Annotated in this window: 12 protein-coding genes; 2 read left to right on the top strand and 10 right to left on the bottom strand. The window is 36.7% G+C overall.

Features of this window, described 5'->3' with window-relative positions; genetic code table 11:
- Positions 1-177: 177 nt before the first annotated feature.
- Positions 178-411: a hypothetical protein gene (locus tag CEF18_RS05435; RefSeq protein WP_120689081.1), complete on the bottom strand. Its 234-nt coding sequence runs from the start codon at positions 409-411 to the stop codon at positions 178-180.
- Positions 412-944: 533 nt separating this feature from the next.
- Between CEF18_RS05435 and CEF18_RS05430 the strand changes: the two genes are divergently transcribed.
- A complete protein-coding gene (locus tag CEF18_RS05430; RefSeq protein ID WP_110935543.1) occupies positions 945-1,649 on the top strand; it encodes a DUF1287 domain-containing protein in 705 nt (234 codons plus the stop codon).
- Between the two features lie 91 nt (positions 1,650-1,740).
- On the opposite strand, the gene CEF18_RS05425 is transcribed toward CEF18_RS05430, so the two are convergent.
- A complete protein-coding gene (locus CEF18_RS05425) occupies positions 1,741-2,637 on the bottom strand; it encodes a fructose bisphosphate aldolase (RefSeq protein WP_110935542.1) in 897 nt (298 codons plus the stop codon).
- Between the two features lie 315 nt (positions 2,638-2,952).
- Here CEF18_RS05425 and CEF18_RS05420 point away from each other — a divergent pair, with 315 nt between their 5' ends.
- The gene (locus CEF18_RS05420; protein ID WP_110935541.1) at positions 2,953-3,219 is read left to right on the top strand and encodes a DUF1292 domain-containing protein; all 267 of its coding nucleotides are present in this window, start codon (positions 2,953-2,955) and stop codon (positions 3,217-3,219) included.
- Between the two features lie 242 nt (positions 3,220-3,461).
- Here the strand turns inward: CEF18_RS05420 and CEF18_RS05415 are convergent, their stop codons facing one another.
- The 8 genes from CEF18_RS05415 to CEF18_RS05380 form a co-directional block, all read right to left on the bottom strand.
- Positions 3,462-4,112 (bottom strand): 2OG-Fe(II) oxygenase, encoded by a 651-nt coding sequence (locus tag CEF18_RS05415; protein WP_110937601.1) that lies wholly within the window; start codon positions 4,110-4,112, stop codon positions 3,462-3,464.
- A gap of 264 nt (positions 4,113-4,376) precedes the next feature.
- Complete coding sequence (locus tag CEF18_RS05410; protein WP_110935540.1) at positions 4,377-5,552, bottom strand: sugar ABC transporter permease; 1,176 nt, start codon at positions 5,550-5,552, stop codon at positions 4,377-4,379.
- 12 nt (positions 5,553-5,564) lie between these two features.
- A complete protein-coding gene (locus tag CEF18_RS05405; protein ID WP_110935539.1) occupies positions 5,565-7,085 on the bottom strand; it encodes a sugar ABC transporter ATP-binding protein in 1,521 nt (506 codons plus the stop codon).
- A gap of 100 nt (positions 7,086-7,185) precedes the next feature.
- A complete protein-coding gene (locus tag CEF18_RS05400) occupies positions 7,186-8,364 on the bottom strand; it encodes a sugar ABC transporter substrate-binding protein (RefSeq protein WP_110935538.1) in 1,179 nt (392 codons plus the stop codon).
- Positions 8,365-8,821: 457 nt separating this feature from the next.
- A complete protein-coding gene (locus tag CEF18_RS05395) occupies positions 8,822-9,550 on the bottom strand; it encodes an MOSC domain-containing protein (RefSeq protein ID WP_110935537.1) in 729 nt (242 codons plus the stop codon).
- Positions 9,551-9,909: 359 nt separating this feature from the next.
- Positions 9,910-11,481 (bottom strand): response regulator transcription factor, encoded by a 1,572-nt coding sequence (locus tag CEF18_RS05390; protein ID WP_110935536.1) that lies wholly within the window; start codon positions 11,479-11,481, stop codon positions 9,910-9,912.
- Entirely contained in the window at positions 11,459-12,934 is a 1,476-nt protein-coding gene (locus CEF18_RS05385; protein WP_110935535.1) for a sensor histidine kinase, read from the bottom strand. The genes CEF18_RS05390 and CEF18_RS05385 overlap by 23 nt, the downstream gene beginning before the upstream one ends.
- The gene (locus CEF18_RS05380) at positions 12,934-13,923 is read right to left on the bottom strand and encodes a sugar-binding protein (RefSeq protein ID WP_223292246.1); all 990 of its coding nucleotides are present in this window, start codon (positions 13,921-13,923) and stop codon (positions 12,934-12,936) included. Before CEF18_RS05380 ends, CEF18_RS05385 begins: the two co-directional genes overlap by 1 nt.
- Positions 13,924-14,388: the final 465 nt, after the last annotated feature.

The raw sequence follows: 14,388 nt of genomic DNA, 5'->3' as shown, positions 1-14,388 counted from the left end.
CCGAGGAGGCCGAAGTCGTTGCCCGCGGAAAGCGTCGGCTAGAGCGTATTCGAGCCTTCTGTTCTAAAACCTACAGCAATCTCCATAAATCAAGAATTATCTGAATTCCGACCTGTTAAAATACCTAACTCCTCCGCGCATGAGCATATTCATACATGGAGAATCAAGAAACACACATCACTGACTTCCCTCTATAACCATCTTTCTTATTTCAGCCTTTGAACTCGTTCGATACAATTTGCGTTTCAACTGTCCAAGACGCTCAGTATCCTGAATGGATGTCACTTTTTTATAAAGATCTTCTGCTTCTTCACGAATATTTTCTTCTAAAAAATAGTGAATATCTTCCTGATTTTGAAGTAGTCTACCCTCTTGTTTCCCTTCTTTTAGGATTTCTTCTCTCAAACTCATAATCATTTTGCTCCCTTCAGGATAGATATGTTCGATTCGTTTACTGAACTGTTTCACCTCAGCTTGACTTAAGTTTTTCTTTACATTAAAAATATAGTTAATTAACGTTTGAAAGTATGCCGTTCTCGTGTCTTTATCCTCAATTTCCTGAAGTGCCTCTACTGAGCGTTCAAGAGTCTTAAATAATTCGGCTGTATTAGCTTTGAATATATATTCGAGTCTTCCTTTCGTTTAGTTTACCACGAAATTCACATAAACAAACGATACGTATTACATCGTTCATACGCCTAAAAAAGTAATATCCCACCCTTAGATATAATGGAAGTTTCTGTCCAATAGCCACATGTGGTTATTAATATTATATCCCTGTAGATTACCATTGTCCACAAAATGCGAATGTATGTTCCTTATATAGTGTTGCTAAACTATCCGGATGAAGCAGAGAACCGTCCCCTGCATTACCATTAATATGCTAGATTTTTTTCTGATTTTGCCATATAATTCACTTAAATTCGTCTGAGGAGATATCTATTATGAAGCGTAAAATAATACGTTATATTTTTCCTATCTTTATCACTTTCATCTTTGCTTTTTTGTTCTTCTTTAAAGACGGAATTATTCTTGATTCTGTAGGTATTCATTTCGAAATACCTTTCGGAAAAACAGTTGAGGTCCCAAATACATATTCCTCAGTAGACCGGAATAAAAACGGCATTCCGGATCCGATTGATATTGTCAACGCTGCCCGGGTGGAATCGGAACAGAGAACTAAATATAAAAGCGCCTACTATGCAGGTGGCTATCCCCCTGAGAACGAAGGGGTTTGTACGGATGTTATTTGGCGGGGACTACTCAATGCAGGGATTTCTTTAAAAGAGTTGATGGACGAGGATATACATGCGAACACTGAACTGTATCCAAGAGTAGATGGGCATCCGGACACTAATATTGATTTCCGACGCGTGCCAAATCAATATGTGTATTTTGAGCGTTTTGCAGAGTCGTTAACGAAGGAATTAATTCCAGGTGACGTGGAGAATCTTAAAGAATGGCAGCCTGGTGATATCGTTCTTTATTTGGAAGGTTTCCATCACGTCGGTATTATTTCCGATAAACGTGCAAAAGATGGCACGCCTTATTTAATTCACAATACCCGTCCGTTTGCAGCGGAAGTAAAACTAACTTCAATAAGCACCCCGATTGCTGGTCATTATCGGTGGGATTATGCCTCTCATTAATAAAGCGAGCGACTGTCGATACGTCGCCCGCTTTATAGAATTGTTATTTATAGTCGGATTCATGCCTCATATTTCACCATAGCGTCTTTTGTTAGCTATTTTTATTTACAGATGCATCATATATAGAGTCCACCGCTTCTTTTAATGCTGCATTAAATTCTTCGTCAGACTGACTTACATTTAAGTTTTCACTTAATGCTCTAGAGAAGCTTGCGATTAATCCTTCGTTATCTTTAAGTTTTGCATTAGCTTCGTCTCTGGAATAGCCACCAGATAAAGCGACTACACGAACAACTTGAGGATGATCAATAAGCTCTTTATAGTGATTACCGATCGTAGGAATGGTAAGCTTCAATATCACACGTTCCTTCTTTTTTAGTTGATCAAGATGTTTATTGATTTCCTGCTTTAATATTTCTTCCGATTGCTCTTTATCGGCACTATGAATATCCACTTCCGGCTCAATGATTGGAACAAGTCCTGCATCGATAATCTTTTTACCGATTTCAAATTGCTGATCAACTACTTCTTGAATCCCATCTTTGTTTGCTTCTTGAATAGCAGACCGCATTTTTGTTCCGAACATACCACGCTGGTTAGCTCTTTCCAGTGTTTCACTGAGATTATCAATTGGTTTCATTTTCTGAACACCGTTAGAAAGCTCGGCAAGACCTTTATCGACTTTAAGGAATGGTGCAATTCCTTTTTTCTCGGCTAAATACTGTCCGGTATATTGGCTTTCAATTTCACGATCCATTGTTTGCTCAAATAAAATCGAACCGAGGATATGCTCCGAATCAAATGCTGGCGCAGTAATAATGCGAGTTCTCATTTCATGCACCAGATCAAACATTTCCTCCTCGGTGGAATAGTCGTTTTCAGATACACCATAAGCCGCAAGCGCCTTTGGTGTACTTCCACCACTTTGATCAAGCGCTGCGATAAAACCTTTTCCGTTTCTCATTCTATCTAAGTATTTCTCCTGCATTCATCTCACTCCTTTAAAGTTGGAAACAAGGGGACGGTTCTCTGCTTCATTGACTTGGCAATAGAGAAGTACTAGTATGCTTCACATATACGAAGTAGATTCCAATTAATACTTTTCCCAGCGGATGAGTTCAACATCTTTCAGACGGGATTTCATTATTTTTCACCTAAACTGTATTTGAATAAACGAACGTTTGAACATGAACAAAAATTTACCGTGTTTACTTTTTTAATTAAGGGAAGATACTAAGCAACACAGAAAACATATTTGTAAAGAACCATTATTGATTTATCATAATTGATAGGAGCTGGTAGAATGGAAAAACTAGAAATTGGTAACGTGTTCACCATAAGTGATGAAAACACGGAGGATCAGGAAGTTGAAGTTTTAGGTACAATGGAACTAGATGATAACGAATATGTTGCCGTAAGTTTTGTTGACGAGTTGGAGCAGGAAAGTGAAGAGGTTGATGTGTTCTTTTTAAAGGTCGACAATAATGGTGCTATCTCCGCGATTGACAGCGATGAAGAGTTTGAAAAGGTTTCTTCAGGTTTTGATGAACAAATGGACCAGTTTGAATAGAAACAAGGGGACTGTTCTCTGCTTCATTGGCACCAGGGGAATAGTCTTTCTCAAGATGTAAAAGGTAAAATAAGAAAACCTTCTAGGTAGGAAAGGAATCTGCTGATTACTAACATGTCACTTGAAAGTGAATGCTTTCAGCCTCCTATGCCAGTAATTCTATGATGCGGCATCCGCCGATATCCCACGTACACAAAGAAAAGGAACTGTCTCATGCCCAATTGAGACAGTTCTTCTTCACTTTATTCGACTCTTTGCCTTCTCATCCATTGTGTTGCGGCCCATTTATCTCCTGCTATAATTGGTGCGCCGCCATGTAACGTTAACTCATTTAAAGCATGGTCATCATAGAAGTATTCGAAATAGACAGCCATACCCTTTTTTGGAGTTACTGAAAAATTGAGTTTAGGAAAATAAGTTTCGCCGCCTTCTTCTACATCGTTTAAGTACATAACTAATGTGCTGATTCTTGGATTACGAACGGCTTTATGTGCAGATGAGAAAAAGTCATAATGAGCTTTATACTCCTGCCCAATTTTATAATTAAGAATTTGAAGACCTTCTCCATGCTCATAAGGTATATTCATGATTTGTGAGGTTCTTTTTTCAATTTTCGTCACAAGGTCACTTTCATTTTCCTGAAAAAACATGCTACTGCTTGTTCTCAAATCCTCTACTTCACGTGAATTTCCGATTTTTGAACGCTTCACTCTGTCTTTCGACAAGCTAATTAGCTCATCACATTCTTCCGCGCTTAAAACATTTCCTAAGACCATGATTAGTGGTTCTTCTAATCTCGTGATGATATCTATCACTCTATCTTCTATTATTATTTTATTTCCAGTGTGATGAAAAATAGTTTGTTCTTTAACCTTTAATTCTTTAGCCTCCATTGTCAATTTTCATCAACCTTCACAGTTTATTTTTTAAATTTTCAGAAAACAACCTCCAATTCATTTTACACCCACACTCGTTTGGAAACAAGGGGACGGTTCTGTGCTTCATTGGCAATGGTAGAGGTAATTTGACTCGATGATGTGGAAATAAACACAAATAAGACCCTTCCCATAAGGAAAAGAGTCCCTAAAACCAAAAAATACGGTTACGTTTTCCACACCCTTCCTTGTCTTCACGATGAACTAGTAAAATATTATAAACTATTTCCCTCTCTTTCTAGTAGTAACATCAAAGATAACAGCTAGCGCCAATACACTACCTCGAATGATATATTGGGGGGCAATCCCTACGCCCATCAAATTCATTCCGTTAGTTAGAGATGCCATAACTACCGCCCCAATAATAGCTCCAGTCACTTTACCAACGCCCCCTGCAGCGGAAACACCTCCGACGTATGCTGCTGCAATGGCATCTAGCTCAAATAATGTACCTGCAGTTGTTGTTGCCGATTGTAATCGAGCGGTGAACAGAATTCCAGATAGCGCAGAGAGCATGCCCATGGAACCGAATACAAGAAAAGTAATTTTACTGACGTTGATGCCGCTAAGGTGTGCTGCTTCAGGGTTACTTCCCACTGCATAAATATGTCGCCCTAATACTGTTTTCGTTGTAAAAAAATGATAAACAAGAAGCACAATCAACATTACAATGACTGTCCAAGAAAAACCATTATACCCTGCCAGGATCCACGTAATATAAGCAATAATAGCTGAAACAAAAACTAATTGTAAAAGGAAAAGCTGTTTTGAAACAACATCAAAACTATATTTCATCTTATTTCTCCGATTGGAGACTGCGCCATAAATATAGAATAAGATACCCAATGCACCTACAAGCAAAGTGAGTACATGCAACCCATTTACTTGCATAAGAGACGGTATAAATCCATTACCGATTGCGTTAAATTTATCATCCTGAACGATTATCGTCCCTGTTCTTTCTGTTACTAAAAGTAATGCTCCTCTATAGATGAGCCATCCAGCCAGTGTCGCAACAAAGGCGGGAATCCCAACTTTTGCAACGAGAAAACCTGTAGCCAAACCAGCGATAATTCCAAGTATAAGAATGATGGGAATGACCAAATATACTGATAATCCGACCTGCATGAGTAGAATAGCAGCAATTGCTCCAAGAAAACCAGCTAAGAATCCAATAGATAAGTCTATGTGTCTAATGACTATCACTAGCATGACACCTACTGCCAAAACGGCAATGTAACCAGCAGAATCTAGTAAATTACTTAAATTTCGAGAAGACATGAATAGTCCGTCCGTCAGGATAGAAAAGGTAATAAAGATTACGATTAAGGCAATGTACATCCCATAGTCGCGAATATTATCTGATATTAATTCTTTTGCTTCCATATAAAGTTTCATACATTTAACCTCCTATTGCGTAGCAAGCTGCATAATTTTTTCTTGACTGGCTTCTTCAGATGTTAACACGCCTTTGATTTCACTTTTGGCCATAACATATACACGATCGCTCATTCCCAGAATTTCACCAAGCTCCGAGGAAATCATGATAATGCTCATACCATCGCTTATTAGTTTGTTCATAACCGTATAAATTTCAAACTTGGCTCCTACATCAATGCCCCGTGTCGGTTCATCTAAAATCAGTAGATTTGGATTTACAAATAACCATTTACCTAGCGAAACTTTCTGTTGATTACCGCCACTCAAATTGCCGACAACTTGCTCTAATGATGACGCTTTAATTCCCATAGACTTTCTATATTTCTCTCCAACAATGATCTCTTCGTTTACATTGATAATTCCATTCGAGGAAATCCCCTTCATATTTGCAACGGATATATTACTTTTAATATCTTGTATTAAAAATAACCCATCGCCCTTCCTATCTTCAGTAACATAAGCGATTCCTGCTTTCATTGCCTCGCTAGTATGTTTAAATTGTCTAGACTTACCGTGCAATTTTAAATCCCCCTGCAATTTATAAGACTTTGGATTACCAAAGATACTTAAGGCAAGTTCCGTTCGGCCCGAACCCATCAAGCCAGCTAATCCGATGATTTCTCCTTGTTTGACATGAAGGTTGACATCTTTAGAGACTTGACGTCCCAATTGGGCATCATAGGCACACCAATTCGTTAATTCAAGTATTTTATCGCCAAAAATTTTATTCTCTCGTTTGGGATAAATAGCATTAATTTCTCGACCAACCATGTTCTTAATAATGATACTTTCGTTAATTTCTCCTTTTGAAGCATCCAACGTGCAAATCGTCTCTCCATCACGAAGCACAGTCGCTTTATCCGCAATAGAAATTACTTCTTTCAGCTTGTGTGAAATCATAATGCAAGTAATTCCCTGACTTTTAAGCTCTCTTAATAATCTCAATAGATTTTCGCTGTCGTCCTCGTTGAGCGCTGCTGTCGGCTCATCCAAAATGAGTAGCTTTACTTCTTTGCTTAAAGCTTTAGCAATTTCTATGAGTTGCTGCTTGCCTACACCTAAATCCTTAATCAATGTTTCTGGATTTACTTTCAGATTCACTTTATCTAGCATTTTTTGCGATTCAATAATCGTTTGGTTCCAATCCAATACTCCTCTATTCTCTACTTCATTGCCTATGAATATATTTTCATAAACCGCTAGATCCGGAAATAATGCTAGCTCCTGGTAAATAATCGCAATACCTGCATCTACGCTGTCGTTTATTTTATTAAACTGTTGAATACTGCCATTAAATACGATATCTCCTTTATATTTTCCATAAGGATAGACACCGCTAAGTACTTTCATAAGCGTGGACTTGCCGGCTCCATTTTCACCGATTAAGCAATGGATTTCACCTTTTTCTACTTTGAAGTTAACATTACTGAGCGCTTTGACTCCTGTAAATTCCTTTGTGATCTGATGCATTTCCAGAATATATTCGCTCATGATTTCCCTCCCTTAACAAACAACCTTTACAATCGGGAAATAGTGATAGACGAGTCCATCACTACTTCCTTGCAAGTATGTCTTTTCGTTATTTTGTATTTTATAGTCCAGTGAATTCGCTAGCTTCATAGTATCCAGAATCAATAAGTTCACTCTGCACATTGGCTTCGTCAACAACAATAACGTCCGTTTGCTTTGCTTTTACATCAATACTTCCGTTGTCGTAATTACCAGTAGTTTCAGGAGTATTACCATCTAAAACATCAACCGCCATGCCCATCGCATCTGTCACAAGCGTACGAACATCCTTAAACACTGTCATCGATTGTTTCCCATCGATAACGTATTGAATAGAAGCTTTCTCCGCGTCTTGACCCGTGATAATATAGCTTGAAACTTCAGGATCAGTTGAGAATACATCTGCGATTGAACGTGCAGTGCCGTCATTAGGCGCAAGTACTGCAATATCACCTTTCATCTCTGGTCCTACAGCTGTAAGATGCGTTTGAGCTTTGTTTTTCGCTTCGTTCGGATCCCAGTTTGTAGTGACCTGCCCTAGAATTTTACCCATTTCATCACGAGTAAGTTCCGCTTTATCTTGTAAAGCTTCTGCTTCACTAGAATTGGCTATTACGAATGTTCCATCAGCGATTTTAGGTTGAAGAACACTCCATGCACCTTCGAAGAACAAGAATGCGTTGTTGTCAGAAGAAGCACCCGCATATAGATACAATGGAACGTTAGTACCCTCTCCCGCATTGTCCACTAAATATTGTCCTTGCGCTGCGCCAACTGCGAGACTGTCGAACGTCACGTAATAATCAACCGCATCCGTTTCTGTAATAAGGCGGTCATAGGCGATAACCGTGATTCCTTCCGCTTTTGCTGCTTCTACTGAGACACCAGCAGCAGGACCATCATGTGGAGCTATAATTAGAACTTCAATACCTTTACTGATCAAAGTTTCAACGTTTTCTTTTTCCTTAGCGGAAGAACCTTGGCTAAATAAAATTTCCGTCGTATAATCAGAATCTGATAAGGCTTCTTTAAATCTTTCTTCGTCCTGTACCCACCTTGGTTCATCTTTAGTAGGTAATACGATCCCAACACTGAGTCCGCTTTCACTTGTTGTTTCGTTGCCAGCACTTTCTTCGTCGTTTGCTGCCCCTTCGCTGTTACCACTTACGTCGCTATCACTGTTACTGTTACAAGCCCCTAAAATAAATGCAAGCATGATAACTACCAAAACAACAGGAATGGATTTGATTTTTTTTCTCATTTTTACTCCCCTTTTCAAGTTAATATCATTTAGTACAGCTTAATTATAGCTTCATGAAAAATAAATGAGAGCGCTATCATTAGCACATTTATATCATTACCTCTACTTTTTTGTTCTTATTATTCACCCACCACTTCATTGTGCCTCCTAGTCCCTCTCTGCAAATGCGAATACAAGCATATTCAGAACGATGTGACAATTCCACATTCTCTATAAGAACCATGGCAACGAAAACTAAAAACTGGATAATCATATCATCAATTGATAAAAAACCTCGATGCTCATGCACCGAGGTTTAAGTCTATCTTTCAGTATGTAATAGAGGGAGCAGACCTTTTACCAACTTCCCCACGTGATCATACAAAATTACTAAAGGGAACATTCTTTATGTTTAAAAAAGCTTACGATACAGAGTATACGTTCAATCATTTACATTCATCACGTTCTTTTTTAAAATTCAATCAAGTAGATGAACTTCATCATCTACTTGAATGTCCCCAGTTTTTATTACAGAAGCATAAACACCAAAATTATTATTTCTTTCTTTAATAAGCGTTTTATGTAAACTCGAATCTCGTTCGGCATTACTAGGATCAACAGTAATAATCATACACCTTTCACAATGTCCTACGAATTCCAATTCTACTTCTGAGCCTATTTTAATACGTCGGCCAATCCATTCTTCCTCAATAAAAGGTCTCTTTTCCTTTAATGATAGAAATAAATTAGGACGAAATCGTCTCATATTAACTTCTTCTTTCCCCCATAGTTCTTTCAACTTATCTAATGAAGCATCTGTTGCAAGTAAAATGTGTTCTACTGCAATTGGTCCAATAGGTACATGTGATGGCGTATATTTCCTAGTAGAAATTTTTCGTTTTGATTTGCTTTCCATTTCTTCTATTAATTCTTGATCTTCCCAATCCAAAACCTTCCCCTCAGGCGTGATTACTTCGACTTTTGGAAATTTGTCCAATGATTCTTCTCCCTCAAATCTCGCTTTATATCGTACCATTTCTTGGAATTGCGTTATAGTTAAGAAATCTCCTTTTTTAGTATCGTCTAAATAAGTATGGCTACGATCCCCATATAAACCATATTCCATTATTTTGTTTTTTTGTACACTTTCTCCACGAAAAGATTTTACTGGATGACGAACAATTTCTTTTATATGACCGATTAACATTGCATTCACTCCTTATCTAATCATGAGTTTAACAGAGCACACTCTTCTACTGCAAACTAATAAAAGAGCGTTCTGGACTGCGTTAATGAATCCATACTATATTCATTTCATGGATTTACACAAAGCTTATGAAGTAGCTGACTTACCATGGGGAATTTTTTGCTTTTAGATTATTTAAACTTCCCATCCATTATTGTTTAAGGAACGAGCTATTGTAGAGCAAATAAAAAACAACCTTTCAGAAAGGCTGTCTACGTAAACTAACTTTTTCAAAAATCAAGGGTGTGCTTCCCTTGATGCGTTGGCGTAAAGATAGCTGTCAACTTATAAATTCTTAACTTTTCATAAATGACCAAAAGTCACTCTTGTTTTTGCATTGCTTTCTCTTTAAATTCCTTAGGTGTGAAAGTCGTATTCTTTTTAAAAACACGGCTAAAATAATTGGGATCCTTATAACCAACCAGAAAGCAAACTTCTTTCACACTTTGATCTCTCTGCAATAACATGTCCTTTGCTTTGTTCATACGAACATCTGTTAAATAGTGAATAAAAGTAATCTGAAATTTTTCTTTAAATAATTTACTAAAGTAGAATGGACTTAATCCAAGCTGTTCCGCAACCCCTTCCAGAGTGAGGTTTTTATCATAATTTTCTTTTATATAATCCTTTACTTCAATCAATGAATACTGTGAGTGAGCCATTCTCCAATTCATAATTTCCATAATAAGATATTGTATATACTCTTTACAAAGAACTATTAATTCTTCATTTCCAGTAATACCTGTTGATTGGAATCGACGTTTACTGTCAATACCTAATTCCTTCAACGTATGGCGTAATACAATCATAAAATCTTCCATTTTTTGATGAAGTTCTAGAAGTGAGAAACCTTCTCCTTTCAATTCAAAAATATAAACTTCAAAAGCTGTAAGGGCTTCTTGCTCGTTTCCATTTCTTACGCCATCCATAATAAGTTTTTCTCTGTCTAATGGGAATTGATTAGCGATCTCTTTTTGCCCAACTACACCATATTGATAAGGTGGGCCCTCCTGATCTCTAACTTGACCTAAAGCTACCAACGCTTCATTGTAGGAAGATGAAAAGTCACTCTCTATGAAGAAAGGTTTTCCGATCCCAGCTTTTATTCCAGTCCGTTTTTCTTGTGCAGTATAAAACTGATGAATAAAGTTTCTAACGTTTTGGATAGTGACTGCCTTTACTTGTCGCTCTTTCCCAATTCTAGATTCACACAGGAATAATACAGGAATCTTCTCCCCAATCATCGGTCCGACGAAAAATAACTCACTCCCTCGTTTAATCGTTTGTTTTAACCAATTGTAATAAAACTGGCGCTGTTGTTTTCCTATTGTATCGTTAAAAGAAAAAACAACCATTTGACCAGTATTAACTCTTAATCCTAAAAGGTCACTCCAATCTTCAAAAGATATTTCCAAAACATGGTCCATTATAGAGGAAGCAATCCACTCCTTTTGGCTGATCGCGAGAACTTTATCATACTCTTTTTTCACATTATCCCGCTTCTCTCTTTCCTCTATTTCCCGCTTGATCGCTTCCTCCATACGGTAATAGGCATCTAATACATCCTGTTTTTTTGCTGGTTTTAACAAATACTCCCGTACCCCTTTTTGCATAACCTCTCTCGCATATTCGAATGTATCAAATGCAGTGATCATAATGAATTTTGATTTTGGAAGGCTCTGTTGAATCTCCTTTATCGCCTCGATTCCATTCATCCCTGGCATTTTAATATCCATGAAAATAATATCCGGTTTAAATTCTTCAGCTATTTCTATCGCTATACGTCCGTTTCTAGCTTCCCCATTTACAATAATACCAGGGATCTCTTTCTCTAAAATACGTTTTAAAACCTGTCTCTCTATGGCTTCATCATCGACGATCATTACTTTCATAAAGTTCCCCCCTTTTATTCGGCAATTTTAAATAAACACTAGTTCCTTCCCCTACCTTAGAATAAATTGAAAATAAATCATCCTTTTGAAAAAATAATCGTAACCGTTTTATCACATTTGCTAAGCCTAACCCAGTAGAGTGTCCTTTCTTTTTTTGGGCAACTATTTCTTTAATCTCTTTACTATGCTCTGACTCATTCAGAATTCTTTCTATCGTTTCCTCAGCCATACCACATCCATTGTCACGTATTTCGACAATGATATTCGTCATATCTTTTCGAATAATTAATTTTATTTCTGCTGCTTCTTCCACAGATTCGATCCCATGAATAAACGCATTTTCAACAATCGGTTGTAGTGTAAGACTAGGTATTTTTATGTCTAAACAAGTTTCATCAATTTCTAACACAAAGGTTACTCGGTCTCCAAACCTTGTCTCCTGAATAAATAAGTATTCCTTCACAATATTTACTTCGTCTTTCAGTAAAACAGGTTTTTCCAAGTTTCCGAGATTGTACCTTAATAAAGTGGAGATCGATTCGATTAGCTCCACTGTTTTTTCTGCATCTTCAATATATGCCGTTCGAGAAATTGTATTCAATGTATTAAATAAAAAATGTGGATTAATTTGACTTTGCAAGGTTTTAAGCTCTAATTCTTTTAATAGTTTATCTAATTCTGATTTTTGTTTTATTTCCTCAACCAGGTTTTGAATATTATTACGCATTTGATTAAAAGCGTTTGCCAATACTTCCATTTCATCTTTTGTATTAATCGTTACATCTTCAATATCAAAATTCCCTTTTGAAATCTCTATAGCAGCTTTCGAGAGCTTAGATACAGGTTTAGTCACCCCTCTCGAGAACCAATCGGTTAGAAATAGACTTAAGAAAAAGATAGTTAATAACGCGTAAACAACCATCCAGAAATATGCTTGATCCCGCTCAGTCATCTTATTAAAAAATAATTGATATTCTGTTAGATCAGAATTTACGAGTGATAACGTATTTTCATGGATGTATTGTGAGATCTTTAAAGATTCATTTATGTGATATGAATAAAAATCCACTTGCCCGGCTTCGAAAGCGAGAATTGTCAATTCACATTCCTCTAAAAAACTTCCAATCATATTTTCGTGATTTTGGATAATTAACGAGTTGCTCTCCGATTCCAACTTCCCTGTTAATTTGTCTTGGTATCTCTTTAATTCATCTCTATAAACTTCATACTTTGCTAAATATTCGGGGTCACGTTCTGTCAGATACAGATTTAATGTGTCATATGTTTGGATTGTTAATTGAGATATTTCATTTAATATTAAAAAACTTTCAAAACTTTCCGTGTACCTATGAATCGTTTTTTGACTATTTATTTGTAAAAAAATCGTACCAACGATCATAATAAGTATAATTGCCATAAAATAAATAAACATCTTTGTTCGAATGTGAATCATTAGTCAATGACCTGCACTTCGTTCAAATTCTTTATGAGCTCATGTTTACGCAAAATTCCCGTATCCGTAAAATTTAATTCTTCGATTTTCTCGCCATGAATTAAATCTACCATTACTTTGACGCTGTTGTATCCCATATCATAAGGATGCTGAATCACAGTAGCGTTAATTCTTCCCTCTTCCATCAATTGAAGTGTTTCCGGTAATGTATCAAATGCCATGATATATATATTCTTATTTTTATCAAGACTATTTAACACACTCGCTATCCCTACACCATCAAGGGCACTAGTCCCAAAGAATGCTGTTATGTCAGAGTGTTCATTCATAATTTTAAATGTCATTTCTGCAGCTTGAATCAGGGAGATTTTCGATTCTTCAATGGCAACAATTTCAAGGTCTTTTTCCTTCTCTATCGCATCTTTGAATCCTCGTACTCGTAACACTTGATTGGCTGTATTAAAGTGTCCGGTTATAATTGCTATCTTCCCTTGCCCATTGGTGTCTTTTGCGAGTTCCTGTCCAGCCAAATAACCAGCATTGTAATTATCTGTACCTATGTATGACATCCTTCTGCTATCAGGTGCATCTGTATCAACAGTTATTACTGGAATCCCTTTTTGAATTACTTGATCAATTAGTGGCGTAAAATCATCTTCAATTAATCCTTGAGTGATTATGCCATCTACATTAGAAGCTACAGCTTTTTGAATCGTTTTTATATGATCGTCTACATTTGCAGTAACAGGGCCAGTATACTGTAAAGATATGTTTAATTCTTCTGCAGCTTTGCGAGCACCTTCTTCCACTAAACGCCAATAATCATTATTCATTTCTTCTGGAATGATCACAAGACGATAGCTAGGTTTATCGCTCCTAATTTCAGATTTGGCCACATCTTCAGTAAGCGTTTTCATAAAAAAGTAAACAAACGCAGTTGCAGAGAACAGAAAGGACAAGAACATAAGAAAGTACAACCACTTTTTCACTCTATTTCAACCCCCACCAACTTACTTTCTTCGATTTTACTCAACGATTTACTATATTCAACAAAAACCATGAAAACCCTTTATTAATTATGAATCATGGGAAACAAGGGGACGGTTCTGTGCTTCCCTAGCACCAGTGACGTAATTAATGTTACTTCATTCTCTGTAGTTATTTCAGTTACTCCACTCACCTAGCTCAATCTTTTCTTTTTAGTTTTCCAACTTTGATATAAATACTCTTGCAAACACTGTTAATATTACTTGCTATAAGTTTAAAAACCAAAATATCACTCCACTTCCTTTAGATACGATTATTTCTACCTATATTAATGGAGCCATGTATTATTTGTTAGAAAAAATATTTAATATAAAAACACTGGAAAAACATACAGAAAACAAAATTACATATCCACTCATATTAATATAAGATAAGTTGAATAATAACATTATCACTATGATGGATGG

It is taken from the genome of Salipaludibacillus neizhouensis (assembly GCF_002886185.1).
Taxonomy (GTDB): domain Bacteria; phylum Bacillota; class Bacilli; order Bacillales; family Salisediminibacteriaceae; genus Salipaludibacillus; species Salipaludibacillus neizhouensis.
Note: the sequence above shows the minus strand (reverse complement) of the source record. Positions and strands in the feature narration are given on the sequence as shown.